This window comes from Paenibacillus sp. FW101-FHT12H11 (genome assembly GCF_058790355.1).
Genome location: NZ_JBYTCO010000010.1, coordinates 279,026 through 305,412, shown reverse-complemented (window position 1 = coordinate 305,412; position 26,387 = coordinate 279,026). Strand labels below are relative to the sequence as shown.

General features: G+C 48.9%; 19 protein-coding genes. 17 read left to right on the top strand and 2 right to left on the bottom strand.

The genetic code is table 11. The features are described from left to right. The first annotated feature begins 38 nt into the window (after positions 1-38). The 8 genes from dnaK to AC3WTJ_RS29505 all read left to right on the top strand — a co-directional run bounded on the left by dnaK (position 39) and on the right by AC3WTJ_RS29505 (position 8,370). Complete coding sequence (gene dnaK, locus AC3WTJ_RS29540; RefSeq protein WP_492524754.1) at positions 39-1,883, top strand: molecular chaperone DnaK; 1,845 nt, start codon at positions 39-41, stop codon at positions 1,881-1,883. 108 nt (positions 1,884-1,991) lie between these two features. Further along, a complete protein-coding gene (dnaJ, locus tag AC3WTJ_RS29535; protein ID WP_127449817.1) occupies positions 1,992-3,104 on the top strand; it encodes a molecular chaperone DnaJ in 1,113 nt (370 codons plus the stop codon). A gap of 243 nt (positions 3,105-3,347) precedes the next feature. Continuing rightward, complete coding sequence (locus AC3WTJ_RS29530) at positions 3,348-5,078, top strand: alkaline phosphatase (protein WP_309491763.1); 1,731 nt, start codon at positions 3,348-3,350, stop codon at positions 5,076-5,078. An 83-nt stretch (positions 5,079-5,161) separates the two neighbouring features. Continuing rightward, the gene (locus tag AC3WTJ_RS29525) at positions 5,162-5,839 is read left to right on the top strand and encodes an ABC transporter ATP-binding protein (protein WP_492524753.1); all 678 of its coding nucleotides are present in this window, start codon (positions 5,162-5,164) and stop codon (positions 5,837-5,839) included. Then, positions 5,836-7,059 (top strand): ABC transporter permease, encoded by a 1,224-nt coding sequence (locus AC3WTJ_RS29520; RefSeq protein WP_492524752.1) that lies wholly within the window; start codon positions 5,836-5,838, stop codon positions 7,057-7,059. Before AC3WTJ_RS29525 ends, AC3WTJ_RS29520 begins: the two co-directional genes overlap by 4 nt. Before the next feature lie 11 nt (positions 7,060-7,070). After that, positions 7,071-7,865 (top strand): hypothetical protein, encoded by a 795-nt coding sequence (locus AC3WTJ_RS29515; protein WP_492524751.1) that lies wholly within the window; start codon positions 7,071-7,073, stop codon positions 7,863-7,865. A gap of 78 nt (positions 7,866-7,943) precedes the next feature. Further along, a complete protein-coding gene (locus AC3WTJ_RS29510; protein WP_315952253.1) occupies positions 7,944-8,093 on the top strand; it encodes a YfhD family protein in 150 nt (49 codons plus the stop codon). Position 8,094: 1 nt separating this feature from the next. Continuing rightward, positions 8,095-8,370: a hypothetical protein gene (locus tag AC3WTJ_RS29505; RefSeq protein ID WP_407867954.1), complete on the top strand. Its 276-nt coding sequence runs from the start codon at positions 8,095-8,097 to the stop codon at positions 8,368-8,370. 71 nt (positions 8,371-8,441) lie between these two features. Here AC3WTJ_RS29505 and AC3WTJ_RS29500 read toward each other — a convergent pair whose 3' ends face one another. Further along, complete coding sequence (locus AC3WTJ_RS29500; protein WP_492524750.1) at positions 8,442-9,248, bottom strand: glycerophosphodiester phosphodiesterase; 807 nt, start codon at positions 9,246-9,248, stop codon at positions 8,442-8,444. 237 nt (positions 9,249-9,485) lie between these two features. Between AC3WTJ_RS29500 and prmA the strand changes: the two genes are divergently transcribed. The 5 genes from prmA to deoC all read left to right on the top strand — a co-directional run bounded on the left by prmA (position 9,486) and on the right by deoC (position 14,173). Continuing rightward, complete coding sequence (gene prmA / locus AC3WTJ_RS29495) at positions 9,486-10,460, top strand: 50S ribosomal protein L11 methyltransferase (RefSeq protein ID WP_492524749.1); 975 nt, start codon at positions 9,486-9,488, stop codon at positions 10,458-10,460. A 10-nt stretch (positions 10,461-10,470) separates the two neighbouring features. Beyond that, complete coding sequence (locus tag AC3WTJ_RS29490; RefSeq protein ID WP_492524748.1) at positions 10,471-11,142, top strand: site-2 protease family protein; 672 nt, start codon at positions 10,471-10,473, stop codon at positions 11,140-11,142. Between the two features lie 117 nt (positions 11,143-11,259). Further along, positions 11,260-12,027, top strand: a complete 768-nt coding sequence (locus tag AC3WTJ_RS29485; RefSeq protein WP_157322307.1) for a 16S rRNA (uracil(1498)-N(3))-methyltransferase — start codon at positions 11,260-11,262, stop codon at positions 12,025-12,027. Between the two features lie 5 nt (positions 12,028-12,032). Further along, positions 12,033-13,373 (top strand): tRNA (N(6)-L-threonylcarbamoyladenosine(37)-C(2))-methylthiotransferase MtaB, encoded by a 1,341-nt coding sequence (mtaB, locus tag AC3WTJ_RS29480; RefSeq protein WP_315952248.1) that lies wholly within the window; start codon positions 12,033-12,035, stop codon positions 13,371-13,373. A gap of 119 nt (positions 13,374-13,492) precedes the next feature. Further along, positions 13,493-14,173 (top strand): deoxyribose-phosphate aldolase, encoded by a 681-nt coding sequence (gene deoC / locus AC3WTJ_RS29475; RefSeq protein ID WP_492524747.1) that lies wholly within the window; start codon positions 13,493-13,495, stop codon positions 14,171-14,173. Here deoC and AC3WTJ_RS29470 read toward each other — a convergent pair. Beyond that, complete coding sequence (locus tag AC3WTJ_RS29470) at positions 14,136-15,140, bottom strand: Na/Pi cotransporter family protein (RefSeq protein WP_492524746.1); 1,005 nt, start codon at positions 15,138-15,140, stop codon at positions 14,136-14,138. The genes deoC and AC3WTJ_RS29470 overlap by 38 nt on opposite strands. A 118-nt stretch (positions 15,141-15,258) precedes the next feature. Here AC3WTJ_RS29470 and AC3WTJ_RS29465 point away from each other — a divergent pair, with 118 nt between their 5' ends. The 4 genes from AC3WTJ_RS29465 (at position 15,259) to addA (ending at position 26,377) form a co-directional block, all read left to right on the top strand. Further along, the gene (locus AC3WTJ_RS29465; RefSeq protein WP_492524745.1) at positions 15,259-16,635 is read left to right on the top strand and encodes a class I SAM-dependent rRNA methyltransferase; all 1,377 of its coding nucleotides are present in this window, start codon (positions 15,259-15,261) and stop codon (positions 16,633-16,635) included. Positions 16,636-17,562: 927 nt separating this feature from the next. Further along, positions 17,563-18,681 (top strand): citrate synthase, encoded by a 1,119-nt coding sequence (locus tag AC3WTJ_RS29460; protein ID WP_492524744.1) that lies wholly within the window; start codon positions 17,563-17,565, stop codon positions 18,679-18,681. 180 nt (positions 18,682-18,861) lie between these two features. Further along, complete coding sequence (gene addB, locus AC3WTJ_RS29455) at positions 18,862-22,389, top strand: helicase-exonuclease AddAB subunit AddB (RefSeq protein WP_492524743.1); 3,528 nt, start codon at positions 18,862-18,864, stop codon at positions 22,387-22,389. A 25-nt stretch (positions 22,390-22,414) separates the two neighbouring features. Then, the gene (gene addA / locus AC3WTJ_RS29450; RefSeq protein ID WP_492524742.1) at positions 22,415-26,377 is read left to right on the top strand and encodes a helicase-exonuclease AddAB subunit AddA; all 3,963 of its coding nucleotides are present in this window, start codon (positions 22,415-22,417) and stop codon (positions 26,375-26,377) included. The last annotated feature ends 10 nt before the right edge of the window (positions 26,378-26,387 follow it).

Here is a 26,387-nt window from a genome sequence, read left to right as displayed (position 1 = left end):
TCAAATGTTCCCTAGGAGCAAAAGGAGGAAGCTTTAACATGAGTAAAGTAATTGGTATTGACTTAGGTACTACAAACTCTTGCGTAGCTGTTATGGAAGGCGGAGAAGCCGTCGTCATTCCTAACCCGGAAGGTAACCGCACGACGCCGTCCGTTGTTGGTTTCAAGAAAGATGGCGAGCGTGTAGTTGGTGAAACAGCGAAACGTCAAGCGATCACAAATCCTGACAAAACAATCAGCTCTATCAAGCGTCACATCGGTACGAACCACAAAGAGCACATCGATGGCAAAGACTATACGCCACAAGAAATTTCAGCGATTATTCTTCAAAAGCTGAAAGCTGACGCAGAAGCTTACCTGGGCCAATCAGTAACACAAGCGGTTATCACAGTTCCAGCTTATTTCAACGACAGCCAACGCCAAGCAACGAAAGATGCTGGTAAAATTGCTGGTCTTGAAGTACTTCGTATCGTCAACGAGCCGACAGCTGCAGCGCTTGCATACGGCTTAGAGAAAACAGAAGACCAAACGATTCTGGTTTATGACCTTGGGGGCGGTACGTTTGACGTGTCCATCCTTGAATTGGGCGATGGCTTCTTCGAAGTTAAAGCAACAAGCGGTGACAACAAACTGGGGGGCGATGATTTTGACCAAGTCATCATTGACTACCTCGTAGCTGAATTCAAAAAAGAGCAAGGCATTGACCTTAGCAAAGATAAAGCAGCGGTTCAACGTTTGAAAGATGCTGCTGAAAAAGCGAAAAAAGAGCTTTCCGGCGTACTGACAACAACGGTTTCCCTGCCGTTCATCACAGTAGCTGACGGCGTACCGCAGCACTTGGAGTTAAACCTAACTCGTGCGAAGTTCGAAGAACTTTCCGCTCACTTGGTAGAAAGAACGCTTGGACCAACTCGTCAAGCTTTGCAAGATTCCGGGCTTTCCACTAGCCAAATCGACAAAGTTGTTCTTGTCGGCGGATCCACTCGTATTCCTGCAGTTGTAGAAGCGATCAAAAAATTGACAGGTAAAGAGCCTCACAAAGGCGTTAACCCGGATGAAGTTGTTGCTCTAGGCGCAGCAGTTCAAGCTGGTGTATTGACTGGTGAAGTAAAAGACGTTGTTCTTCTGGACGTAACACCACTTTCCCTTGGTATCGAAACAGCAGGCGGCGTGTTCACGAAAATGATCGATCGTAACACGACGATCCCAACAACGAAATCACAAGTGTACTCCACTTATGCAGATAACCAAACTAGCGTAGAGATTCACGTGCTTCAAGGTGAGCGCTCCATGGCTAGCGGCAACAAAACACTGGGCCGTTTCATGCTTGGTGATATTCCTCCGGCTCCTCGCGGCGTTCCACAAATCGAAGTTAGCTTCGATATCGATGCGAATGGTATCGTGAACGTGTCCGCTCTGGATAAAGGTACAGGCAAAAGCCAAAAAATCACGATCACTTCTTCCAGCGGCTTAAGCGATGCGGAAGTGGAACAAATGGTGAAAGACGCGGAAGCTCACGCTGAAGAAGACCGCGCTCGTAAAGAGCTTGTAGAAGCTCGCAACGAAGCCGATCAACTTGTATACTCCGTTGACAAAACGATCAAAGATCTTGGCGACAAAGTAGACCAAGGCGAGATCGATAAAGCAAATGCTGCCAAAGAGAAAGTAACAACTGCTCTAGCTGGCAACGATCTCGAAACGATCAAAGCGGCAACAGCAGAGCTTACTGAAGTGATTCAACAGCTTTCTGTTAAGCTGTATGAGCAAGCTTCTGCGGCGCAAGGAACTGATGGTGCAGCTGATGCAGGTGCAGGCGAAGCTCCTAAAGGCAGAGAAAATGTTGTTGACGCGGACTACGAAGTGGTTGACGAACAAAAAAAATAAACATATCCTATAGTAATGCTGGATGTGTAGAAACGAATGAGTCAAAGCCAAGGGGGTTCCCCGTGGCTTTGACTTTCCGTTTGTAGTCTTGAACATGGGAGTGGAACAATGAGTAAACGTGATTATTACGAGGTGCTTGGGGTCGGCAAGGATGCTTCGCAAGAAGACATCAAAAAGGCTTACCGTAAAATGGCGCGTCAGTATCACCCTGACGTGAATAAAGCTGCCGATGCGGAAGATAAATTCAAAGAAGCAAAAGACGCTTATGATGTGCTTAGCGATAATCAGAAGAAAGCCCAATATGACCAGTTTGGTCACGTTGATCCGAACCAGGGGATGGGCGGCCAAGACTTCAGTGGCGGCTTTGGCGATATTTTTGATATGTTCTTTGGCGGTGGCGGCGGTAACCGTCGTAACCCGAATGCGCCGCAGCGCGGAAATGATTTGCAATACACAATGACCATTGAGTTTAAGGAAGCGATTTTCGGTAAAGAAACCGATATTCATATTCCGCGAACTGAAAATTGCGATACGTGTAACGGTTCTGGCGCAAAGCCGGGAACGAAGCCGGAAACTTGCGGCGGCTGTCACGGTAGCGGTCAACAAGAAGTTGTACAAAATACGGCATTCGGCCGCATTGTGAATCGCCGCGTATGTACGCAATGTAATGGCTCCGGTAAAATCATCAAAGAAAAATGCGGAACCTGCCATGGCGCGGGTAAAGTGAAAAAACAACGCACTATTCACATCAAGATTCCAGCCGGTGTGGACGACGGCGCACAACTTCGCGTATCAGGCGAAGGAGAAGGCGGTACTCGTGGGGGCCCATCCGGTGATCTTTACGTTGTCATTCGCGTGAAATCCCATGAATTCTTTGAGCGTGAAGGCAATGATGTCTATTGCGAAGTACCACTTACTTTTATGCAAGCGGCACTTGGCGATGAGATCGAGATCCCGACGCTGACAGAGAAAGTCAAGCTCAAAATTCCGGCTGGCACACAAACCGACACGTATTTCCGCTTAAAAGGAAAAGGGGTTCCGCACTTGCGCGGCTTTGGTCAAGGTGACCAACACGTGAAAGTGATTGTGGTAACGCCTACGAACTTGAGCGAAGATCAGAAGGATTTGCTGCGCCAATTCGGCAAACAAACCGGTGAGCATACGCATGAGCAGAACCAATCGATTTTCGAACGTATGAAAAGAGCTTTCTTGGGCGACTAAATTCATATTTTTCAATAAGAACCATGAACACTCCCTTGACGTTTTCACAGATTTTGATCTGTTGAAAAGGCCAAGTGGAGTGTTCTTTTGTTTGGCTGCAGGGTGCACGTTCACAACTTGTTTACATTCAGCTAACAGTATATGGAATCTTTTACATAGCGAATACGTAACGATAACTTCCTCTTAATCTATGAAAGTTATGCTAGATCACGTGAGATACTTTATATTTGGAGGGAATACACCTTGAAAAAAAGCTTGAAACAAATCATGGGTTCCGGTCTAGCAATTTCCTTACTGGCTCTAAACGTAGCAGGCGTAGCATCAGCTGCTGAAACAACTCCGACTTCCGTTCCAGCGGAGCAACCGCAATCCAAAAACCTGATCGTGCTGATCGGTGACGGCATGGGTCCGGCTGAAGTGACGGCAGCAAGATACTACTCCAAAAAGTTTTTAAATAAAGACCGCTTAGAGCTTGATGGCGGATACTATGTTGGTAAAGCAACTACATACTCGCAAGCAGGTCCCTACACGTCGGAATCCGGTGCTGTAACTGACTCCGCCGCAGCTGCAACTGCCTTCTCGACAGGCAACAAAACTTACAACAATGCGATCAGCGTTTCCAACGGCGATGTTGCTAAGCCTTATGGTTCCATTATCGAAGCAGCTATGAAACAAGGCAAGTCTACAGGACTTGTATCCACAGACAATATTACTGGAGCAACGCCTGCGGTATGGGCATCCCACGTTCGTCAACGCGGCAACCAGAACGCAATTGCTTCTCAATACTTAGCTAGCGGAGTAAATGTTATTTTCGGTGGCGGTAAAACGAACTTTGTAACTAAAGACGATAAAGGAAAACGTACTGACAAAAATATCATTCCTGACTATGAAGCAAAAGGCTTCAAAACAGCGTTTGATAAAGCAGGATTAGATGCAATTCCAGCTACAGCTGATCATGCGCTTGGACTTTTCGCAATGAACGAAATTCCATACGTACTGGATCGCGATGCGAGCACACCAAGCTTGCCGCAAATGACGCAAAAAGCACTTGATATTTTATCCCAAAATAAAGATGGTTTCGTACTATTGGTTGAACAAGGGCGTATCGATCACGCGGGCCACGCGAACGATCTGCCAGCTAACGTTCAAGAAATGCTGGAGCTGGATGCCACATTCAAAACATTGGTTGATTTCGCGAAAAAAGACGGGAATACTTCCGTTGTTGTCTCGGCTGACCATGAAACAGGCGGTTTGTCCTTGGGGATCAACAATGTGTATGAATTGAACGTAGATTTGTTTAATAAAGAGAAACACTCCTACGAGTATTTGGATGCGATTTTGAAAGCTGCTCAAACAGCTGATGACGTTCGTAAAATCGTTGCTGACAACATTGGTTTCACAGATTTGTCTGACGAGGAAATTGCCTTGATCTTGAAAGGTGACGGCTCTTCTTATGGACGCGCTGGAGGTTACAACGCTGTTGTATCCAAACGCTTAGCTATTGGCTGGACGGGACATGGACATACTGCTGTAGACGTTGGTGTATGGGCATACGGGCCGATCGCTTCTTTGGTTAAAGGCGACATCGATAATACGGATATTGCCAAAAGCGGTGCAAAAGTAATTGGCGCTGACCTGGCAGCAGCAACAAAAGAACTGCAAGATAAATACTTGTACCCATTGTTCAAAGTAACTCGCGATAACAAAACATTGTTTACAGCGAAATCGCTTGCTGAAGCATTAGACATTCAAGTGGTTTGGGACGAAGCAACGAAATCCGTTACACTTTCCAAAGACAACCAAAAGTTATCCGTACAAGTTGAAACGGGAGCTATCACGGAAAATGGCAGTGAAAGCACACTTGTTGGCAATGTTGACAATGGCAAGCTGTACCTGCCGCTGGAAGCATTCAATAAGCTGACTGGCAAAACGATGACATGGGATTCCTTCAACGAGCGCATCGTGAAAAACTAAAAGTAATGGCAAAGAAAGGACAGGGGATCACGCTTCCCTTGTCCTCTTTTCCTATCTTGGACCTATGAATTTGGAGGACAACTATGATTGAGTTGAACAATATTTCAAAGTCATTCACGATGCATGGGCAAAAGCTGCAGATCCTAAGTGTTCCTTCGTGGAGCATTGCGCAAGGGGAACGCATTGCTTTGCTCGGCCCGAGCGGAAGCGGTAAAAGCACGCTGCTGCATTTGCTCAGTGGTGTTATGGTTCCGGACGAAGGGGAAATCCGTGTGAACGGCCTGCCGCTGCATACGTTTTCGCAAAGTAAAAGAGACCGTTTCCGTGCGGAGCATGTCGGTTATATTTTTCAAGATTTTCATTTGATTTCATCATTGACCGCCAGACAAAACGTCGAGCTCATTGTCCCGGATAGCTGGTCAAAGAAGCAGACGAAAGACCAGCTTGACGACTGGTTTGAGAGAGTCGGCTTGAAGGATCGCCAACATCATATGCCGAATGAGCTATCGAGAGGACAGCAGCAGAGAGCGGCCATTATCCGAGCCATCCTGACTAAGCCGCAGCTTGTGCTGGCCGATGAGCCTACAGGCAGTTTAGACTGGGAAACAGCTGGCGAGGTCATGTCGCTATTGCTGAGCATTTGTGAGACGGAGAAGCTCACGCTCATTACCGTTACTCATGATTTGCATTTGGCGGAAATGTACCCGGCACGTGTTCATATCGGGGAAATTAATGAGCTATCGAGGAGAAATGCCGTATGAGATTAGTGGCTTTAGTCTGGAGAAATATGCTTCACCGTAAAACACTCTCACTGCTAACCATTTTATCTGTAACGATTACGGCAGCTTTGGTTGTGTTTTTACTGCTTTGCAGCGAAGGGCTTGAGCAGGGAGCTGAGAAGGGCTACGGTCCCTTCGAGGTAACGATCGGTGCCAAAGGCAGCGCGACGCAGCTTGCTTTGAACACTTATTATCATGTAGGCGCTCCTACAGGGAATGTACCGTTTTCACTGCTCAGCCAGCTTCAAAAGGATGAGTCCGTTGATCGTGCCTATGCGATGACGACGGGTGATAACTATAACGGATTTCCTATCGTTGGGATTGAACCCGGCTATTTTGCTTCCCGCTATGGAACAGAGAAGCAGATGGCGGGAGGGAAAATGTACGGAAAGCTTGGCGAGACCATTGTCGGATCGCACGTTGCGAGCTCGCTAGGGCTTCATATCGGAGATAAATTCCAAGGCGCGCATGGTTTGATTAAAGGGCTGGAAGAAGCGGAAGGCGAAGATCACGAAGGTGATTCCGCTGAAGAGGAGCATCATCATAATTTTACATATACCGTAGTTGGTATCTTACCGCCATTATTTACTTCCGATGATCGAGCTGTTTTTACGACATTGGATTACGCTTGGGCTGTGCATGAGGGGCAGGATGCCGAACATCGGGAAGTCACCTCCATTCTGATCAAGCCGAAAACGCTGCTCGGTGCACAATCGATCAAAACGAAATACGGTCAAATAAACAATGTTCAAGCGATTTATACAAGCAAAGCGGTTGCTGATGTTGTGAACGTCATCGATAAAGGAACCGGGGCGCTAACGGTTGTAACGATCATCTGCATTTTGCTTGCCGCAGGCACCATCCTTCTTTCGCTTGTCGCAGCCGTGAATGAACGGAAGAAAGACGTCGCTTTACTGCGTTTAATTGGAAAACCCAAAGGATTCATTTGGTCCTCGCTGATCGGAGAAGGATTATTGCTGACGGTGATAGGCCTTGTTCTGGGTATGCTGGCAGGCCATTTCGGCGGTTATTTAAGCCGCGAAGCTGTATTTGAATATACAGGTTTGCAGTTGCAATCTTTTCAATTCATGCAGGGAGAATGGTTGTTAATCGCAGGAACATTAGGAATTGGCATTCTTGCTTCAGCAGGCCCGGCATTGCAGGCCTATCGTGTAGATCCATTGCAATTATTCAAGTCATGAAGTCTGAGGTGATGAAATTGAGAAAAATGCTATTTACGTCCGTTTTGGCTGTCGTCATACTCGTTTCAGGATGCGGTCAAAAGAAAATGGACACCGCAGGTCAAACGTTCGGCAGTATGGATCAGACCACGATCGAAAGCTCTGTGCCTTCTCCACTTCCAACTGTAAGTGCACAGCCACTCCCATCTGTTACGCCGGACAAAGCCGTTCCGTCCGAATCGCCAAAGCCTACTGCAGAACCTGTGGCGACAACAACCGTTACAGAAACACAGCCTACACCGCTTCCAACTCCGAAAGCATCGGAGCCTCCTAAAGCTGTGCAAAGCACACCTCCACAAGTTGATACAACGAATGTCAAAACAGATGCTGCGCCGTCCTCCAGCCCGCAACCGAAGCCTGCGGCCACGGAACCAAGCAAAACCGTAAAGCCGTCACCAGCTTCCAATGAAATAAACTGGGATCAGTTTTTTGACAATGACAAACAGGATACCCCCTCGGATCGCTTCTGGGATATGAGTGGTAAAACCGTGCAAATCAAAGGCTTCATGGGTGAAGTGCTCTCCTTTGAAAAACATTGGTTCCTGTTGATTCCAAAACCGGGAGCAGAATGCCCTTTTGATAATGGGGATGAAACCTATTGGAATAAAATTATGATCGTATTTGTGCCGGATGATGTCAAACTTCGATACACTTCGGGGCCGCTGCTCATCACTGGCAAGCTGGATGTAGGTGTGAAACTGGATGAATCGGGCTACAAGACGATGTTTCGGCTCTATGATGCCTCTTTCGAGAAAATAAAGGAATAGGCTGTTTTGTATAAGAAAGACTCGTTTTGGCAAACTAAAAACTGGATTTTACTATGATAGCTTTTAGGAGGTTCAACGATGAGTGCGAAGCAAAACCAAGAAAAGCAAAGTCATTTACCAGTTGCCAAAAACGAGGATGTAGAATTTTCGGCTGAGGTTGCCGATCGGGACGATTTCGAGGCGGCAGAACGGGCGAAAGCTGCGGATCATAGACAGGAAGAGAATTAACATGGCGGAAAAAGCAATCCTTGCTTATTTCCATTCTCCAGAGCAAGCCGAAGGTGCGGCAGCCAAGCTTAAAGCGCTAAGAGCTGCCGAAGTTCAGGTGGATCGGTTCAATAATGAGATTGGACGCGGCTTTGAATCTGCAATGGCGGATGGTATGTTAAGCGTAGACGGAGATATGAAGTCAGTTGGCTTGGATATTATCCTGGCTGCAGTCATTGACGACTCTGTGTACGATCAAGCATGCCGTGTGATTGAGAGCGCCGGCGGTTCCATATAAACGAACAAAAGCATCGTTACCCGTGTAATACGCGAGTATTCGATGCTTTTATATTTTTGCAAAAAGTTAAGTTAATTATGGACGTTCATTAAACGAATGAGCTGATCGGGAGCATCTGTAATAATGCTTGTGACACCGAGTGCAAGCATACGCTTCATCACCGGTTTGTCGTTGACCGTCCAAGCGTAAACTTCTTTGTTGTGCGATGCGGCTTCTCGCATGAATTCATCGTTGATTAGCGGGTATGCCGCAGAGACGACGTCGTAATCTTGACTTTCCCAAAGGGAGGAAGCTTCTGATTTCTGACTTATAATAAGCCCCGTTTTAATGCGAGGGTTCATTTTCTTTACGGTGTGAAGTAAACCGGAATCAAAGGACGTGACCGTGCATTGCTTTTCAAACTCATGAGCGCCAATGATTTGAACCGTCTTCTGAGCAAGTTGTACACCGTGCCCATTATTTTTCAGCTCTATGTTTAGCTTGATCCGGTCCTTGGCCAGCTCGATCACTTCATCGAGGGTAGGGACGCGGTCACTTTTAAATTTTGGACTGAACCAATTGCCGGCACTGGCAGATTTGAGCTCAGATGAGGTGACTTCCCACATGTTTTTGTTGATTCCCGTCGTGCGTTGAGCACTGTCATCATGCATGAGCATGACGACTCCGTCGGACGTTTCTTGCACGTCTAGTTCGGCGAATCCAGCTTTATCCGCAATGGCTTGGCGGAAGGCGCTCAAGGTATTCTCAGGCGCTTTCTTGGAGCTGCCGCGGTGAGCGGTCACTTGGCTGTAGTTATCAGCCAGCAGGGTGGCACTGGCAAAAGGTGCTGTGAGTTCCAACCCGACAATAATAAGAAAAATGAGGAAAGTTCTTACCATGCGAAGACTCCATTCTAGGATAGTATAAGTGAGGTAATAGCCATTGATAACTGTTGTTCACCTGTTATTAAATGTACCACGAATGTATTAGGAGATTATTAAGAAAATAAAAAAATATAGCGCTTACATTCAGGTTATTTTACCCAAGAAGCGAAGTGTAGTACAATGATCCTTGTAAAAATAGCCCTGATGGGCTTATTTTCGCGAAGGTGATAACCGATAGGAGGAGCACGACTAATGCTTTGGCAAGAATTAACCGTACATACGACAGAAGAAGCAATAGAAATGATTACGAACTTTGTTCATGAATTAGGCGCTGGGGGCGTCTCTATTGAAGAATCAGGGACACTAAACAAAGAGCGGGATACGTCATTTGGCCAGCTGTATGAAACGCCTTTTAACGACATTCCCGAAGGAAGAGCTGTGATCAAAGGCTATTTCTACCATGGGACGGACATGGAGCCGGTTATGGCGAATTTAAAGGCTTCGGTCGAACAACTGAGCGAATACGACATTGATACGGGCAATCCAACTTATGAACTTAGAGAAGTGGATGACGAGGATTGGGCGCACGCATGGAAGCAATATTTCAAACCGATTCGCATCACGGACCGTCTAACGATTAAACCGACATGGGAAGAGTATACAGCTTCACCTGGTGAACTGATTCTGGAGCTTGATCCTGGCATGGCGTTCGGAACAGGCACACATGCGACAACGTCACTATGCTTGAAAACGCTGGAGAAGGTGCTTCAGCCAGGGGATGATGTCATTGATGTTGGAACGGGTTCCGGCATTTTGTCCGTTGCAGCTGCCAAGCTCGGGGCTAAGCATGTTTTAGCGGTGGATTTAGATCCTGTTGCTGTGACCAGTGCTGAGGATAATACGAAACAGAATGGGCTCGAATCTAACATTACGGTAAAATTGAGTGATTTGCTTGGTGTTCTGAAAGAAAGCGAAACAGAAGGCGCTAGCAAGCTTGGCGTTACGATTCCTGTGCAGCTGGTTGTCGCTAACATTTTGGCAGAGGTTATTGTTACTTTCGTTGATGATGTTTATGAAGTTCTGCAGCAAGGTGGCTATTACATAACGTCCGGTATTATTACCGCTAAGGAAGAGCTCGTCGAAAAAGCGCTGGTTGCTGCCAAATTTACAATTGTAGAGAAAAACTATGATTCGAATTGGGTTGTAATCGTAGCTAGAAAGCTGTAGGTGTTCATCCATGGGAGGATTATTGTTTTATGACTGGAGTACGCTGCCTTTCGTTATTCTGGTCCTCGTGCTTTCGTTTACCATTCATGAATTCGCACACGCATATAGCGCTTATAAATTAGGTGATTCAACGGCTTATCAATTCGGCAGGGTTTCCTTGAATCCGATGGTGCATTTGGATCTTTTCGGGACCATTATGCTGCTCATTGCCGGGTTCGGTTGGGCGAAACCGGTCCCTGTCAATCGCGGGAATTTTAAAAGCCCACGTTTAATGGGGATTATCGTTACCGCAGCAGGGCCGATAAGCAACTTGATTCTTGCATTTATCAGTTTGTTTATATTTGCAATCTTCCAGAAATATGGCTGGCTCGAAGGGATGTCAACAGGAAGCGCCAGTGCTATTCTAATCTTTCTAAAATTAATGGTTAGCACGAATCTGACTTTGTTCCTGTTCAACCTCATCCCAATTCCGCCGCTTGATGGGTACCGTATCATTCAAGATCTCGTTGATTTGAGATACACGGAGTCTTTGCAAAAGTTTGAGCAGTGGGCATCGGTCATTTTCCTGCTAGTTGTATTCGTTCGACCACTGCGTCAGGTGACATTAGATCCTTATTTAGGATTAGGGAATAATATCATAGAGCTATTTTCCAGGCCAATCGCGTTCATTCTTGGTCTATAGCTGCCAGTTTCATCCCTTTGTAGCTTTTCTGGTTCAAAAAAGGTATGATGGTGAGTGGAAGATTGACCTAGGAATCCAATTGATATGGAAATGAACGAAGATAGAGAGGCTTGGACTATGCAGCGTTATTTTCTCCCGCCCGAGCAGTTTCACCTTGACAATCAGACGGTCACGATTGAGGGGGACGACGCACATCATCTGATGCGCGTGATGCGGGCAGACATCGGCGACAAGGTGATTTGCAGCAATGGCTTGGATCGCGAAGTGCTCGTACGGATTTCTCAGTTAGATAAGGGGCAAGTCACCGCGGAAATCGTGGAGGAACTGCCGATGAACGCTGAGTCGGCGGTTCAGGTCTGGATTGCGCAGAGCCTGCCCAAAGGCGATAAGATGGAAACGATCATTCAAAAAGGGACCGAGATCGGGGCAGCCCGGTTTCTTCCTTTTTTATCGGAGCGTACGATTGTGCAATACGATGCCAAGAAGGAAGCGAAGCGGACGGAACGTTGGCAGAAAATTGCCAAAGAAGCCGCTGAGCAAGCGCATCGCAATCGTGTGCCGCAGGTAGAAGCCGTTTATTCGTGGAAGCAGCTGCTTCAGCAAGCCAAAGAAGCGGATGCTGCGTGGATCTGCTATGAAAAAGAAGATGGCCAGCAATTGAAGCCGGCCATCCAGGAAGCGCTCGCCGCAGGTAAATTGGGACAAGGAAGCAAAGTCGTTATTGCAGTGGGGCCGGAAGGCGGATTTACGGAACAAGAAATTAAGCAGGCCGAAGAGGCAGGCTTTCGATCCGTATCCCTAGGAGCTCGTATTTTACGCACGGAGACTGCTGCGATGGTAGGTCTTACGTGTCTTTTCTATGAAACCGGAGAGATGGGAGGATAAGCGTTATGGCAACGGTAGCGTTTCATACATTAGGTTGTAAAGTTAATTTCTATGATACAGAGGCCATATGGCAGCTTTTCAAAAATGAGGGATACGAACAGGTTGATTTCGAGCAAACGGCAGACGTTTACGTGATCAATACTTGTACCGTAACGAATACGGGGGATAAAAAGAGCCGCCAAATGATTCGCCGTGCGATTCGTCGCAATCCGGAGGCCATAGTTGCCGTAACAGGCTGTTATGCGCAAACATCTCCGGCTGAGATCATGGCGATCCCGGGTGTTGATATGGTTATCGGGACACAGGACCGGGACAAAATCATTCCGATTGTGAAGCAATTTGAAACGGATCGCCAACCGATTAATGCGGTTCGCAACATCATGAAAACACGCCAGTTTGAAGAACTGGATGTGCCTGATTTTGCTGATCGGACAAGAGCTTTTCTGAAAATTCAAGAGGGCTGCAACAACTTCTGTACATTTTGTATCATTCCATGGTCGCGCGGGTTAATGCGCAGTCGGGAGCCGCAAAGCGTTATAGCCCAAGCGGAGCAATTAGTGGCTGCCGGCTATCAGGAAATTGTCCTGACGGGTATTCACACCGGCGGATATGGCGAAGATATTGAGGACTACAGCTTGGCTAAGCTGCTTTGGGATTTGGACAAAGTCGAAGGCTTGAAACGTATTCGGATTTCTTCGATCGAAGCAAGCCAAATTACAGACGAAGTCATTGAGGTTTTGAAATCCTCGGACAAAATGTGCCGTCATCTGCACATTCCTTTGCAAGCTGGAGATGATCGAGTTCTGGCTCGCATGCGAAGAAAATATACGACAGCTGAATTCGCCAGCAAAATTGAGCGCCTTCATGAGATTATGCCGGACGTTGCCATTACGACGGACGTGATCGTGGGATTCCCGGGTGAAACCGAAGAAATGTTCCGTAACGGCGTCGAATTCATGGAACGCATGAAATTCTCAGAGATGCACGTCTTCCCTTATTCCAAACGGACAGGCACACCGGCAGCACGGATGGAAGATCAAGTGGATGAGGAAGTCAAAAATACGCGAGTTCACGAGCTGATCGATCTTTCTGAGAAAATGCAGCTTGCTTATGCGCAGCAATTTGTAGGTCAAGTACTGGAAGTAATTCCGGAACGAGCTTACAAAGGCGCACCTGACAGCGGTTTGTACATGGGCTACTCGGATAACTATGTACAGCTTGTTTTCCAAGGTTCGGAAGACATGATCGGCCAAGTTTGCCGTGTGAAAGTGACGGAAGCAGGCGTGAATGAAAGCAAGGGCCAATTGGTACGAGTGTTGGAAACAGCAGCTGTAGTAAATTTGTAAGTCAAATGTCTAGGCGTTAACATTTACCTCTAAGCGCGGTCGCTTCCTGAGTTGGCCGCGATAGAGGTTTTCTCTATTAGCTGGAGAGCTGGGCAAAAAATGATGATGAGGTGCATCTAATGACTTTAAATGCGAAAGAAATTGCCAAATATATCGATCATACCCTTTTGAAGCCCGATGCGAGTACGGCATCTATTCACAAACTGTGTGAAGAGGCCGCTGAGCATCAATTTTTCAGCGTGTGCGTGAACTCTCAGTTTGTTAGCGTAGCTAGCAAGGCGCTGGAAGGTAGCGGCGTGAAAGTTGCCGCGGTTGTAGGTTTCCCGCTTGGAGCAAGCTTGAGCGAAGTGAAAGCATTTGAAGCTGCGAAGGCAGTTGAAAACGGTGCCGCTGAAATCGATACCGTACTTCCGATTGGTCTGCTGCTCGAAGGTCAATATGATGCCGTTCGTTCGGATATTCAGCAAGTCGTGGACGCAGTCAAAGGCAAAGCGATTGTTAAAGTGATAATGGAAACCGGCTTTTTGAACGATGAGCAAAAAGTAATGGCTTGCAAACTTTCAGAAGAAGCCGGCGCTCATTTTGTCAAAACCTCCACAGGATTTGGTCCTGGCGGTGCGACAGTAGAAGATGTACGTCTTATGCGCGCAAACGTATCGGATACGATTGGCGTTAAAGCATCAGGTGGCGTAAGAGATCTACAAGCAGCGGTTGCGATGATCGAAGCCGGAGCAACTCGTTTAGGCACTAGCTCAGGTGTAGCTATTGTGAACGGAACTCAAGGCGCTTCCACATATTAAGATAGCAAAAAGGTAAGGCGATCAGCGAACAGACGACATTGAAAATCGTCTGCGAACGAGCGATTTGCGACGATGCGTCATCCGCGAGAAGCGCCGAAAGGCTGACAAGCTGGTGGATGAAGGGGTAAAAGAGGATCGCTCCACCGACGTTGAGCAGGATGTGCGACCAGGCGACGTATCGCCCGGCGCGTGAGGAACTCATCCCGGCGATCAGTGCCGTCACACAGGTGCCGACATTGGCGCCGATTGTTATGGCAATGCCCAGCTCGACGGGGATGCCTTGGATCGCGGCGAGGCCCATGGCCATCGCGATTACCGCTGCGCTGCTGTGCACCAGAGCCGTAACGGCCGCGCCGGCGATAATGCCCCACAGCAAGCTTTGCTTGGCTTCGGTGACAAACCAGGCGAAGAGCCCGCGGGACTGCAGCGCAGGACCGATGGTTTGCATGATCTCGATGCCGAGCAGCACGAGAGAGAAGCCCGCCACCGCCAGCGCTCCGTAGCGGACGCTTCGCAGCCATTCGCGCCCGCCGGCAGCGGCGGCTGGTTCTTGCCCTTGTGCCGCTGATGGCGGCAAGGGGCCGGCCAGCCAGCTCGCCATCCAGATGGCGGCGCTCACAAGCAGGATCGGCACACCGATCCCCCCGAGGCTGAGTCCAATCAGCTCGGTGGTGAGGCAAGTGCCGATGTTGGTGCCGAGAATGACGCCGAGCGTTCTCGGGAAGGTCAGGACGCCGGCGCCGACAAGGCCGATGGCGATGACCGTAATGGCGGTGCTGCTTTGCAGCGCCGCCGTGAGCACGGTGCCGGTGACGAGGCCGCGCACCGGCGTTCGGGTAAACCGCTCCAGCCACAGCTGGAGGCGGGGCCCAGCCCACCGTTGAAGCGCTGTTTCCATGAGCTTCATGCCGAAGAGAAATAAAACTAACCCTGCAATCACAGGTAGGATAATGGTATTTATCATCATAGCATTCTCCCTCGCAAATGAACTTTTCATTATCACTCAATATATGTGACCGTACAGACAAGCATGACAAGCACCCAAGAAACGGAACGGCATCACACAAAGGACGGCTAAAGGATATATGGCAGCAGTATTTTTACATAAGAAACGTAAACCTCGTTTAGAGCAAGGTCACCCATGGGTGTACAAAAGTGAAATTGAGCGTGTAGACGGAGAAGTTGTGCCGGGACAGCTTGTTCCGGTGCAAACACATCTGGGCCAGTATTTAGCGACGGGTTATTACAATGAAGCTTCTCAAATTACGGTCCGAATTGTATCTTACAAGCCGCTTGAAGCCATGACGACAGACTTTTTTGTAGAACGATTCACACGTTGCTTGCAGCATCGCAGCCGCTTCGTAAAAGAGGCGAAATCTTACCGGTTGGTCTATGGCGAAGCGGACTTTTTACCGGGGCTTATTGTAGATAAGTTCGAAGATACGCTTGTTGTGCAGATTCTTACGCTCGGGATGGATCGCTGCCGTGAGCAAATTGTTGCTGCACTCGTTCAGGTTGTTAAGCCTGCAGGCATCTATGAGCGCAGCGACGTTTCGATACGTGAGTTGGAAGGATTGGAACAAACCAAAGGCCTGTTATATGGTGAGTGTCCTAAACATGTGGATATTCTTGAAAATGGTCTGCGCATTCGGGTAGACATCGAAGAAGGCCAAAAAACCGGTTATTTCTTCGACCAAAGAGAAAATCGCGCAGCTATTGCTCCGTTGATGACAGGTTGGGGCCATCGAAGCGGTATCGAGCTACGTGAAGTCGAACATGAGGGTGCCATGCAAACATTGCCTGTCAATGCGAACGGCAAAGTCGTGACATTCCCTTACTGGGACGGCGCCTCCGTACTGGAGTGCTTCTCCCATACCGGCAGCTTTACTCTCAATGCATGTAAATTCGGCGCGAAAAAAGTGACCTGCCTGGACATTTCCGAGCATGCCATTGAGAGCGCGAGAACGAATGTCGGGTTGAACGGTTTCCAAGACCGCGTCGAGTTCGTAGTTGCAGATGCTTTTGAATACTTGCGGACCCAAGTCAGAGGTTTGGATGAACGGAAAGTGCGTGCCAACGCCGGCAGCGGCGCACAAGGGAAAAAGATTGATACATCCAAACCGGTTGCTGAAGGCGGCAGGACTTGGGATGTAGTCATCCTCGATCCGCCTGCTTTTGCCAAAACGAAAAGCGCAGTTGAAGGCGCATGCCGCGGCTACAAGGATATTAACCTGCACGGCATGAAGCTTGTGAATGAAGGCGGGTACCTTGTGACGGCGAGCTGCTCGTACCACATGCATCCGGAGCTTTTCCTGGAGACGATTCATGCGGCGGCAACGGATGCAGGCAAAATCCTGCGATTAGTTGAATTCCGCGGAGCGGGCATGGACCATCCGCGCATTCTCGGCGTGGATGAGGGGCATTACTTGAAATTCGCGATTTTTGAGGTGCGAAGCAAATAAGTTGAGTGGAGCGGGGCCAATGCGGCCTCGCTTTTTTTGCTGGAGGGGCTTTCAGGGAACAAGGCTCCCTTATTTCATTGCAAATGCTCATTTTCCGCTAATTAGGGGAACTACCGTTTGTTATTTGGCCAATTCACTGGGGGGCGGCAAATTGCCCAGAAATAATGGACTCTTATGATCTGCCCTAGCGGAATTATCCGCTAGTCTTTCTGTTTCTGGTGAGGTGGAAGTTGCAGAGAATGTTGAGTAGAACGGTTGGGTCGTGGAAGGTAGGTAAAGTAGCTTGATTTATTGTGCAAGAGCCTCTGCAAAGGTTAGGGAACTACAATTCCGGGCGAAAGGGAACTAAGGGAGCTGGCGTCCTCTATTTCGGGGATAACGTACAGACTTCCTCGAGTAGTGGAACTACAGGGTCCTATCAGACCCCTGTGACAGTCATTTCGGTCGATATTCGTGGAATAGTGGCCTGTAGTTCCGCCTATTTAGTTATCAGGCACCTTTTTCTGAAAATAGCGGATGCTAGTTCCCTATAGTGACCCCCCATTATAGGATTCTCCCTAGGAATTAGGGATCTCAATGGATGAAATCCAATGAAAACGCCAAAAGTAGCTCAAAATTGCTCATTTGCTTGGACAAAATCCAACGTAATGGAAATATCTGGCGCTACAACACCGCGATTAACCGACCTCATTGGATTTTATCCAGCGAGATCAATAATTGAGCTATTAAATCACTATGTTCGTTGGATTTCATCCAGTGAATAAAAGGTAAGCACTGCTTTCAACATAAACGAATATAATCACTTGGTTTCAAGTGAAACATTTCATTTATCATAACGAAAGAAAACGCGAATTGGATGAACATGTCATTTCCGAATATGATGAAGAAAAGCGATTTCACACTTCAATGCGAAAGGAAAATGATGAGATGGCATCCGTAACCGGTTTGGACGGCATTATAGCCGCAGAAACAGAATTGTCCTTGGTTGATGGTCAGAATGGCGTTCTGGTGTATCGCGGATACGAAGCGAAGGAGCTCGCACTGCAAAACAGTTTTGAGGAAGTCGCCTATTTATTGTGGCATGGTAAGCTTCCTTCCACGGACGCACTCAATGCGTCCAAAAAGCGATGGGCGGAACACCGCAGCATCCCTGCTGAACTGAAGGCGGTACTGGATTTGCTGCCTAAGGAAAGTGAAATGATGAGCGTACTTCGCACAGCTACCTCAGTGCTAGGTACAATCAGCCATCGTGAGGCTGAATGGCCGCTGCATTTTGAGCAGATTCTTGCGAATACTCTCATGCTGCCAACAATCATTGCTTATCATTATCGGAGGTCGCAAGGGTTATTGCCCATCGAGCCTGACCTGCAGTTAGATCATGTGGCCAACTATTTGTACATGCTGACAGGTTCCGTGCCGCAGCAGGTTCATGTGAAGGTATTAACAGCTTATTTGATTTTAGCTATGGAGCATGGGATGAATGCTTCCACCTTTGCCGGACGTGTTGTGTTATCGACACAATCCGATCTTGCTTCTGCGCTCTGCGCTTCAATAGGCGCAATGAAAGGACCCTTGCACGGAGGAGCGCCATCGGAAGTTCTTCATATGCTGGATGCGATTGGAGACAAAGAGAAGGCGGAGGCGTGGCTGCGTGATGAGCTGATGGCCGGTCGAAAACTCATGGGCTTTGGTCACCGCATTTATAAAACGAACGATCCCAGAGCGGAAGCGCTTCGCCAGCTCATGACCGAGTTAGCTGCTGAGGATCCGTGGTTCGATTTGGCCATCCACGTAGAAAAGGTAGCTGTCGAGCTGCTAAATGAATATAAGCCTGGCCGGAAATTGTACGTGAACGTAGAATTTTATGCTGCAGCCGTGATGCGGGCTATTGCGCTTCCGACGTCTCTCTTCACACCTAGCTTCACGCTGAGCAGAATGGTAGGGTGGACGGCTCATTTATTGGAGCAAACGAGTTGTAATCGTATTTTCCGGCCGCAATCCGTTTATATCGGCGAATTGCCGCCGTCACTGCGGAATCATGCCTAACCAACTGAAGACTTATAAATAAAAGCCTTTCTCCCTTGTCAAGAATTTTCAAGCCAAGGAGGATAGGCTTTTTTGTTATGCCAGCTTAAGCCCATCATCTGCCACGCCTCTTTTCTACCAAAAGTATGATAGAATAGATAAGATTGATATCTTTTGAAATCAGCTTGAAGGAGGCCCTGTATGTCTATTCGTTTCGTGATCGGCAGAGCCGGCAGCGGAAAAAGTGAACGTTGTTTGATAGAAATGAAACAGCAGTTGGCGGTAGAGCCGGAGGGTGACCCGCTCGTGCTATTAGTGCCGGAGCAGGCAACCTTTCAGGCTGAGCATGCCATTGTGTCCGATCCTGGCATTCGGGGAATGATTCGCGCCCAGGTGCTAAGTTTTCACCGATTGGCATGGCGTGTCATGCAAGAAGAAGGCGGTACAGCGAGGCTGCCGATTGATGATATGGGGAAGAAATTGCTGCTTACAAGCATTTTACATAAACAGAAAGAAAAGCTCCGCTTATTCGGCCACTCGGCTGAGCAAATGGGATTTGTAGATCGTTTAAACCAGCTTTTTACGGAGATGAAAAGGTATTGTGTAACGGCTAAGCAGCTCGAAGAGCATGAGCAGAAACGGGCTCCCGTACTTGGGGAGAGCGGTTTGTTGCGAGATAAAATGCATGACATTCAGCTGATTTACCGCCAATTTGAATCTGAGTTGTCCCGGCAGTATTTGGACGGTGAAGATTATTTAACCCTGCTGGCGGAGCAAATTCCGAATTCCGCTTATTTGCGGTCTGCTTCGGTTTGGATCGATGGCTTTCACGGTTTTACGCCGCAGGAGTTTGCCGTGCTTGGCGCGTTATTTTCGACCTGCAAGCAGGTGACGATTACGCTGTGCCTCGATCGGGAGCTGCAAGCAGGGGATGCGCCGGATGAGTTGGATTTATTTCATCCTACGGCAACGACGATGGTTCGGCTGCAGGAGCTTATTTGGCAGCTCGGACTGCCGTCAGCCGAGGTTCATCTCCTCGCGCCGGATCGCTCGCCACGTTATGACGATAGTCCGTTACTCGGATATCTGGAGCGCAACTTCGACCGTCGGATTGGCGGTGGAGCTCAGCGTTATAAACCGGCAGCGCATGAGAAAACTAGCGATCAGCTCGTGATTGCTGAGGCTGTCCACCGCCGTGCTGAAGTAGAGGGCGCTGTGAGGGATATGCTCCAGTTGGTTCGTGAACATGGCGTGCGTTGGCGTGAAATCGCCGTCATGGTTCGAAATATGGAAGGTTATCAGGATTTATTGAAAGCGGTGCTGACCGACTACGAAATCCCGCACTTTTTTGATCAAAAGAGGACCGTTCTGCATCACCCGCTGGTTGAATTTATTCGTTCGGCACTGGAGGTTGTCCAGCACAATTGGCATTATGATGCCGTATTCCGCTGCGTCAAAACGGATTTGCTTCTGCCGAGCGAGGCGGCTGATCAGCGAACCGAGTTGGATAAGCTGGAAAACTATGTGCTCGCTTTCGGTATTCAAGGCTACAGGTGGACGGATGGTAAGCCATGGAGTTACAAGTTCCGGGCCAACCTGGAAGAGGCCGATGAAGGTGTACAAGAGCAAACGGCTGAATTAGCCGCTTTGAATAGAAGCAAAGAGTGGGTGGTTAGGCCGCTTCTTGCTTTTGCCAAACGATTGCAGCAAGCCGGGTCAGTGAAATCTCAAGTTGAGGCTCTATATGAACTTCTCATTGCCGTTCAGGCTCCCGAAAAATTGGAAGCTTGGAGTCAGCAAGCGATTCAGGAAGGCAAGCCGGAGAAAGCACGTGAGCATGGCCAAATGTGGAACAGTGTCATGGAGATGCTGGATCAGCTCGTGGAGACGATGGGGGACGATGAGTTGTCTCTTGAGATTTTTAACAGCCTCGTAGAGACGGGCATGGAAAGCATGAAGCTAGGGTTAGTGCCGCCTTCGATGGATCAATTATTGATTGGCAGCATGGATCGGACCCGCTCAAGCGGTATTCGTTATGCTTACATATTAGGTGTGAACGATGGCGTAATCCCTGCCCAAATGCCGGAAAAAGGGGTTCTGACGGAAGCGGAACGGAGCGTTCTGATGGAATCCGGCCTTCCGATGGCGGATGGAAGCCGGCGCAAGCTGTTGGATGAGCAGTTTATCGTGTATACGTCATTAACCGTGCCGGGCAAAAGACTGTGGATGAGCTACCCGCTGGCAGATGAAGAGGGCAAATCGCTGCTGCCATCCGAGCTGATCAAACAAATGCGTCAACTATTCCCTGGGACCGAGACACCGCTTTTGCTCGCTGAACCGGCTGCTGAATCTCCGGATAATGAGCAGGCAGCTTATATGGCTCATCCGAATCAGGCGATCTCTTATTTGGCTGTACGCATGAAGCACTGGATGCTGGGCGGCCGTATGGCGGATTTGTGGTGGGAGACCTACAACTGGTATGCAGATAAGCCCGAGTGGCAGATGAAACTGCAATCCGTCGTTCAGGCACTGCGCTACACGAATAAAGAGAACAAAATATCTTCCAAAACGAGCAAGGCGTTATACGGTCAAAATCTGCGGGCGAGTGTCTCGCGTATGGAAAAATATGTGGCCTGTCCGTTTTCCCACTTTGTATCGCACGGTTTGAGGCTGCAGGAAAGACGCGTCTACCGGCTGGATGCCCCGGATATCGGGCAATTGTTTCATGCGGCATTAAACCAATTTGTCCAAAGATTGCAGCAGGATCAACTGGATTGGGGATCGTTGTCTGCAGAGGAATGCATGGAGCGTTCCGCACAGGTTGTGGATGAGCTTGCCCCGAGACTGCAGGGGGAAATTTTACTCAGTTCCAGCAGATATGCCTATATCGCGAGAAAATTGAAGCAAGTTGTAGGCAGAGCGGCTGTTGTTCTAGGTGAACATGCGAAACAGGGCCAGTTTGAACCGTTAGGTCTGGAAATCGACTTCGGCCCGGGCAAAGAGCTGCCGCCTTTAACCTTTGATTTAGAGAATGGCTGCACAATGGAAATCATTGGACGTATCGACAGAGTGGACCGGGCGGATGGCGAGCAAGGCGTATTGCTGCGAGTCATTGATTACAAATCAAGCTCAACCTCTTTGCAGTTATCTGAAGTGTATTACGGGCTATCCCTGCAAATGCTCACCTATTTGGATGTCATTATTACACACGCAGAGCGTTGGCTGGGCATTGCGGCGAAGCCGGCGGGCGTGCTTTATTTCCATGTGCATAACCCGATGCTGCAGCAAAAAAATGCGCTGGACCCTGCGGCCGTCGAGAAAGAACTTCGGAAACGTTTTAAAATGAAAGGTTTGATCACGGCTGACGCTGAAGTTGCTGGATTGATGGATCGTGAGCTGTTAAAAAGCGCTGGGCACTCGCAATTAATTCCAGTTGCTTTGAAAAAGGACGGAAGCTTCTATTCAAGCTCCTCCGTTGCCACGGATGAACAGTGGGACACGCTTAGGAAATATGTGCGTAAGCAGGTAAAAGGAATCGGAACGAGCATTACCGATGGTCATGTCGACATTGCTCCTTATCGGCTTGGCAAAAAAACAGCCTGCTTGCACTGCTCTTATAAATCAATTTGTCAGTTTGATCCGTTGTTTGAAGGCAATGAAATTCACGTTTTGAGACAGCGGGGGAAAGACCAGCTCTGGTCCGAATTGGAGCAAAATGTTAACCCGTGAGGAAGACGGAAAGGAGTGCAACGAAGTGAATAAACAACAACAGCCCAAGCCACCCGGCAGTACGTGGACGGATGATCAATGGGACGCGATTACCCTCAAGGGTCAAAATATGCTCGTTGCCGCTGCGGCCGGATCAGGCAAAACCGCCGTACTCGTGGAGCGAATTATCCGGCGAATTTCCGATGAGTGGGAGCCCATCGATGTAGACAGGCTGCTGGTCGCAACCTTCACCAAAGCAGCGGCCTCGGAGATGAAACATCGTATACGCGAAGCGCTGGAGAAAGAGCTGATGAAGCAGCCGCACTCGCAGCATTTGCGCAAGCAGATCGCGCTGATGGGGCGCGCCTCAATTACCACGCTCCACTCCTTCTGTTTGGAAGTTGTGCAGCGTTACTTCAGCCTCATTCGTCTTGATCCCGGTTTCCGGATTGCGAATGAGACGGAAGCAGAGCTTATGCGCCAAGATCTGCTTGGCGAGATGCTTGAGGAATATTATGCCGTAAGCGGAGAGAACAGCGCCTTCTGGCGGCTGGTCGATTCGTTTAGCGGCGAGCGGAACGACGACGCGATCATGCAGCTTATTCAGAAGCTGTATGATGTGTCGCGCAGTCATCCGTGGCCGGAGCATTGGCTCAGAGCGACGGCTTCAATGTTTGGGGAGCCGGAGCCTGCGCCGCAGGAAGTGCCGGATGAGGCAGCTGCCGTTATACAGGAGGCGCTGCCGTATGTTGCCGCTGCGTCGGCGCCGGCAGACTACGGGATCTGGGAGCAAAGTCTGATTCGCGACCTTGTTTTGGAGTTGGAAGGAGCCGCTGACTTATTGCGGCAGGCGATAGAGATCGCCGATTCGCCAGGCGGGCCAGCTCCTTATTTGGACAATTTACGAGAGGATTTGCTGCTCGTAAATAACCTGCTGGAAACGACAACATATCCGTGGTCCGTTCTGTATCGGGGTTTTCAAACGGTCGAGTTTGGCAAGCTCAAAGCATGCAAAGGCGACGACTACGATAAAGCGATGCAGGAAGAAGTGAAAGAGCTTCGCAATAGAGTCAAAGAGCAAATTAACAAAATACAAGAAGAACTGTTCGGCCGAACCCCGGAGCAATTCCATCAGGAAATTGCCGACATGGCGCCGCTTTTGCATACGTTAGTAGATTTGGTTGCGGATTTTGGTCATCGTTATCAGGCAGGTAAGCAAGCGAAAGGCTTGATCGATTTTGCTGATTTGGAACATTACTGCTTACAAATTCTAAGCGCGCCTGGCTCCATCCCCGGTGAATTGGTTCCATCTGAGGCAGCGCAGGCTTATCGGAAGCAATTTGCTGAAGTACTGCTCGATGAATATCAGGATACGAATCGTGTGCAGGAAGCGATTGTAGAATTGATTTCGAACGCAAACCCTGGAAATCGATTCATGGTTGGCGATGTGAAGCAAAGTATTTACCGATTCCGGCTTGCGGAGCCAGGTCTCTTTCTTGAAAAATATAAAGCTTACCGCTCGAATAAAGATGAGCCATTCGAAGTAACGTCCGCAGGCGGCAGAATTGATCTGGCGCGTAATTTCCGCAGCCGTATCGAAGTCGTGGACGCGGTCAATTTTATTTTTAAACAAATGATGAACGAAACCGTAGGCGAAGTCGCTTATGATGAGCGTGCTGAGCTCGTATATGGAGCGGGTTATCCGCCACCTGCCTCGGATTGTTCCGTCGAAATGCTGATCATTGATCGAGGAACAGATACGCCAGACCCGAGTGAATCTTATTCGGCCGATTCAGAAGAAAATGAAGAGATAAATGCTGAAGCTTCACCCGAAGGTGCTGCTGTTGATCCTGTTTTGGAAGCGCAGGAGCTGGAAACCGCGCAATTGGAAGCACGAACCATTGCCCGCCAAATTCAGGGGCTGATGGGTACCGGCGGCAAGAAAGCTTTTCAAGTATTTGATAAAAGAACCGGCGGAGACCGCCCTGTCACGTACCGGGATATCGTCATCCTGCTGCGCGCCACGCAAATGTGGTCGCCTATCCTCATAGAAGAACTCAAGAAGATGGGAATACCTGCATACGCTGAGCTAAGTACGGGATATTTTTCCGCAACAGAAGTGGAAGTCATGTTATCCCTTTTGAAAGTCATCGATAATCCGTATCAGGATGTACCGCTTGCTGCCGTATTGCGGTCACCGGTGGTGCAGTTAACGGCCGAAGATCTAGCGCAGATTCGCATTGCAGATAAATCGGTGCCTTTCTACGACTCTGTGCTGCAAGCCGCTTGGAGCGAGAAGACCGAAGAAAATGAGGTTTTGCTGCAAAAGCTGAACTACTTCCTGGAGCTGCTGGAAACGTGGCGGACCGAGGCGAGACAAGGCTCTTTGGCGGATTTAATCTGGCATATTTACAGACAAACAGGCTACTACGACTTCGCAGGCGGTTTGCCGGGTGGCGTGCAAAGGCAGGCTAACTTAAGGGCGTTGTACGATCGTGCCAGACAATATGAAAGCACATCCTTGCGCGGGTTGTTCCGATTCCTTCGGTTTATTGAAAGAATGAAAGAAAGCGGCGGGGATCTAGGCACAGCGCGTGCGCTCGGAGAACAGGAAGACGTTGTAAGGATCATGTCGATTCATAAAAGTAAAGGGCTGGAATTCCCTGTTGTTTTCGTGGCGGGGATGGCCAAAATGTTTAACCAACGGGATCTGAACGATTCGTTTCTTTTGCATAAAGAGCTTGGGTTCGGTCCGCGTTTTGTTGATACGGCATTACGTGTGAGCTATCCAACCCTGCCTTCCCTTGCGATTAAAAGAAGGATGAAACTGGAGCTGCTCGCGGAAGAAATGCGGGTGCTCTACGTAGCATTGACAAGAGCCAGAGAGAAGCTTTATTTGCTTGGGACTGTCAAATCATTGGATAAGCTCTTGCGCGGATGGGGCAGACATCTGTCCAGAACGGAATGGTATTTGCCCGATTTTGAACTGGCGAAAGCCAAAAGTTATCTGGATTGGGTAGGTCCAGCGCTGCTGCGGCATCCTCACGCCGGTCTCTGGAGGGAGCGTCTGGGCATTAGCGAAGCTTCATCAGGGGTTCGATTATTGGATGATCCTTCGGCATGGAAGCTGACGGTTATTAAGCCTGAGAGCCTGCTGACGGATGAAACGTTGGAAGAAAACAACGTGGCCCCTGACGGAGACCGGATGGACAGCATTCGCCGAATTGAAACCGTAACGACATCGGGGGAATGGCAGGAGTGGCTCGATGACCGGCTGTCATGGTCGTACTCGTTCCCAGAAGCACCTAAACTTTTTGCGAAGACGACGGTTTCCGAAATGAAGCGGTTGTCGGAGCTGAATCGAATCTCCGATGAGATGGAAATGCCAGTTGCAGCAGAAGTCATTGCTCCAGGAGCTGCGGCGCCGACTTCCGGGAACGGAAGGTCCATGATTTGGCGCAGGCCTAAATTTATGGAAGAGAAGAAGCTGTCAGCAGCGGAAAAAGGAACTGTCGTTCACGCCGTCATGCAAAATCTCTCCCTGCAGGAAGTACCGACGGAGGCAAGCATTCGGGGGACACTGCAAGAAATGCTAACGAAGCAAACGTTGACCGCTGAACAAAGTGAAGTGGTGGATATTCCGGTTGTATTGCGTTTCTTCGAGACCGGAGTCGGACAACGGATGCTTCAGGCCAGGAATGTACAGCGTGAGGTGCCTTTCAGCTATGGGCTGCACGCAGACGAGGTTTACACGGGAACAAACCGTTCCACTAGTGGTGAAACGGTACTGATTCAAGGCGTCATCGATTGTTTGTTCGAGGATGAACTCGGCCTGGTTCTGGTTGATTATAAAACGGATGCAGTGAAAGGCAGCAGTGATGAGGAGCTGAAGCTGCGGTATGAGCAGCAAATCTCCCTCTACACGCGTGCTGTGGAACATATTTGGAAACGTCCGGTGAATGGAAAGTTTCTGTATTTCTTTGATGGAGCAAAGCTGCTCGAAATGTAAGATGGAGGAT

Excerpts from the sequence above, each read along its gene's own strand:
- AC3WTJ_RS29470 (WP_492524746.1), bottom strand. The coding sequence starts at position 15,140 with ATGATGATAAATACCATTATCCTACCTGTGATTGCAGGGTTAGTTTTA.
- addB (WP_492524743.1), top strand. The coding sequence starts at position 18,862 with ATGTCTATTCGTTTCGTGATCGGCAGAGCCGGCAGCGGAAAAAGTGAA.
- AC3WTJ_RS29490 (WP_492524748.1), top strand. The coding sequence starts at position 10,471 with ATGGGAGGATTATTGTTTTATGACTGGAGTACGCTGCCTTTCGTTATT.
- AC3WTJ_RS29485 (WP_157322307.1), top strand. The coding sequence starts at position 11,260 with ATGCAGCGTTATTTTCTCCCGCCCGAGCAGTTTCACCTTGACAATCAG.
- AC3WTJ_RS29460 (WP_492524744.1), top strand. The coding sequence starts at position 17,563 with ATGGCATCCGTAACCGGTTTGGACGGCATTATAGCCGCAGAAACAGAA.
- AC3WTJ_RS29510 (WP_315952253.1), top strand. The coding sequence starts at position 7,944 with ATGAGTGCGAAGCAAAACCAAGAAAAGCAAAGTCATTTACCAGTTGCC.
- deoC (WP_492524747.1), top strand. The coding sequence starts at position 13,493 with ATGACTTTAAATGCGAAAGAAATTGCCAAATATATCGATCATACCCTT.
- mtaB (WP_315952248.1), top strand. The coding sequence starts at position 12,033 with ATGGCAACGGTAGCGTTTCATACATTAGGTTGTAAAGTTAATTTCTAT.
- dnaJ (WP_127449817.1), top strand. The coding sequence starts at position 1,992 with ATGAGTAAACGTGATTATTACGAGGTGCTTGGGGTCGGCAAGGATGCT.
- dnaK (WP_492524754.1), top strand. The coding sequence starts at position 39 with ATGAGTAAAGTAATTGGTATTGACTTAGGTACTACAAACTCTTGCGTA.
- prmA (WP_492524749.1), top strand. The coding sequence starts at position 9,486 with ATGCTTTGGCAAGAATTAACCGTACATACGACAGAAGAAGCAATAGAA.
- AC3WTJ_RS29520 (WP_492524752.1), top strand. The coding sequence starts at position 5,836 with ATGAGATTAGTGGCTTTAGTCTGGAGAAATATGCTTCACCGTAAAACA.
- AC3WTJ_RS29515 (WP_492524751.1), top strand. The coding sequence starts at position 7,071 with ATGAAATTGAGAAAAATGCTATTTACGTCCGTTTTGGCTGTCGTCATA.
- AC3WTJ_RS29500 (WP_492524750.1), bottom strand. The coding sequence starts at position 9,248 with ATGGTAAGAACTTTCCTCATTTTTCTTATTATTGTCGGGTTGGAACTC.
- AC3WTJ_RS29505 (WP_407867954.1), top strand. The coding sequence starts at position 8,095 with ATGGCGGAAAAAGCAATCCTTGCTTATTTCCATTCTCCAGAGCAAGCC.
- AC3WTJ_RS29465 (WP_492524745.1), top strand. The coding sequence starts at position 15,259 with ATGGCAGCAGTATTTTTACATAAGAAACGTAAACCTCGTTTAGAGCAA.
- AC3WTJ_RS29525 (WP_492524753.1), top strand. The coding sequence starts at position 5,162 with ATGATTGAGTTGAACAATATTTCAAAGTCATTCACGATGCATGGGCAA.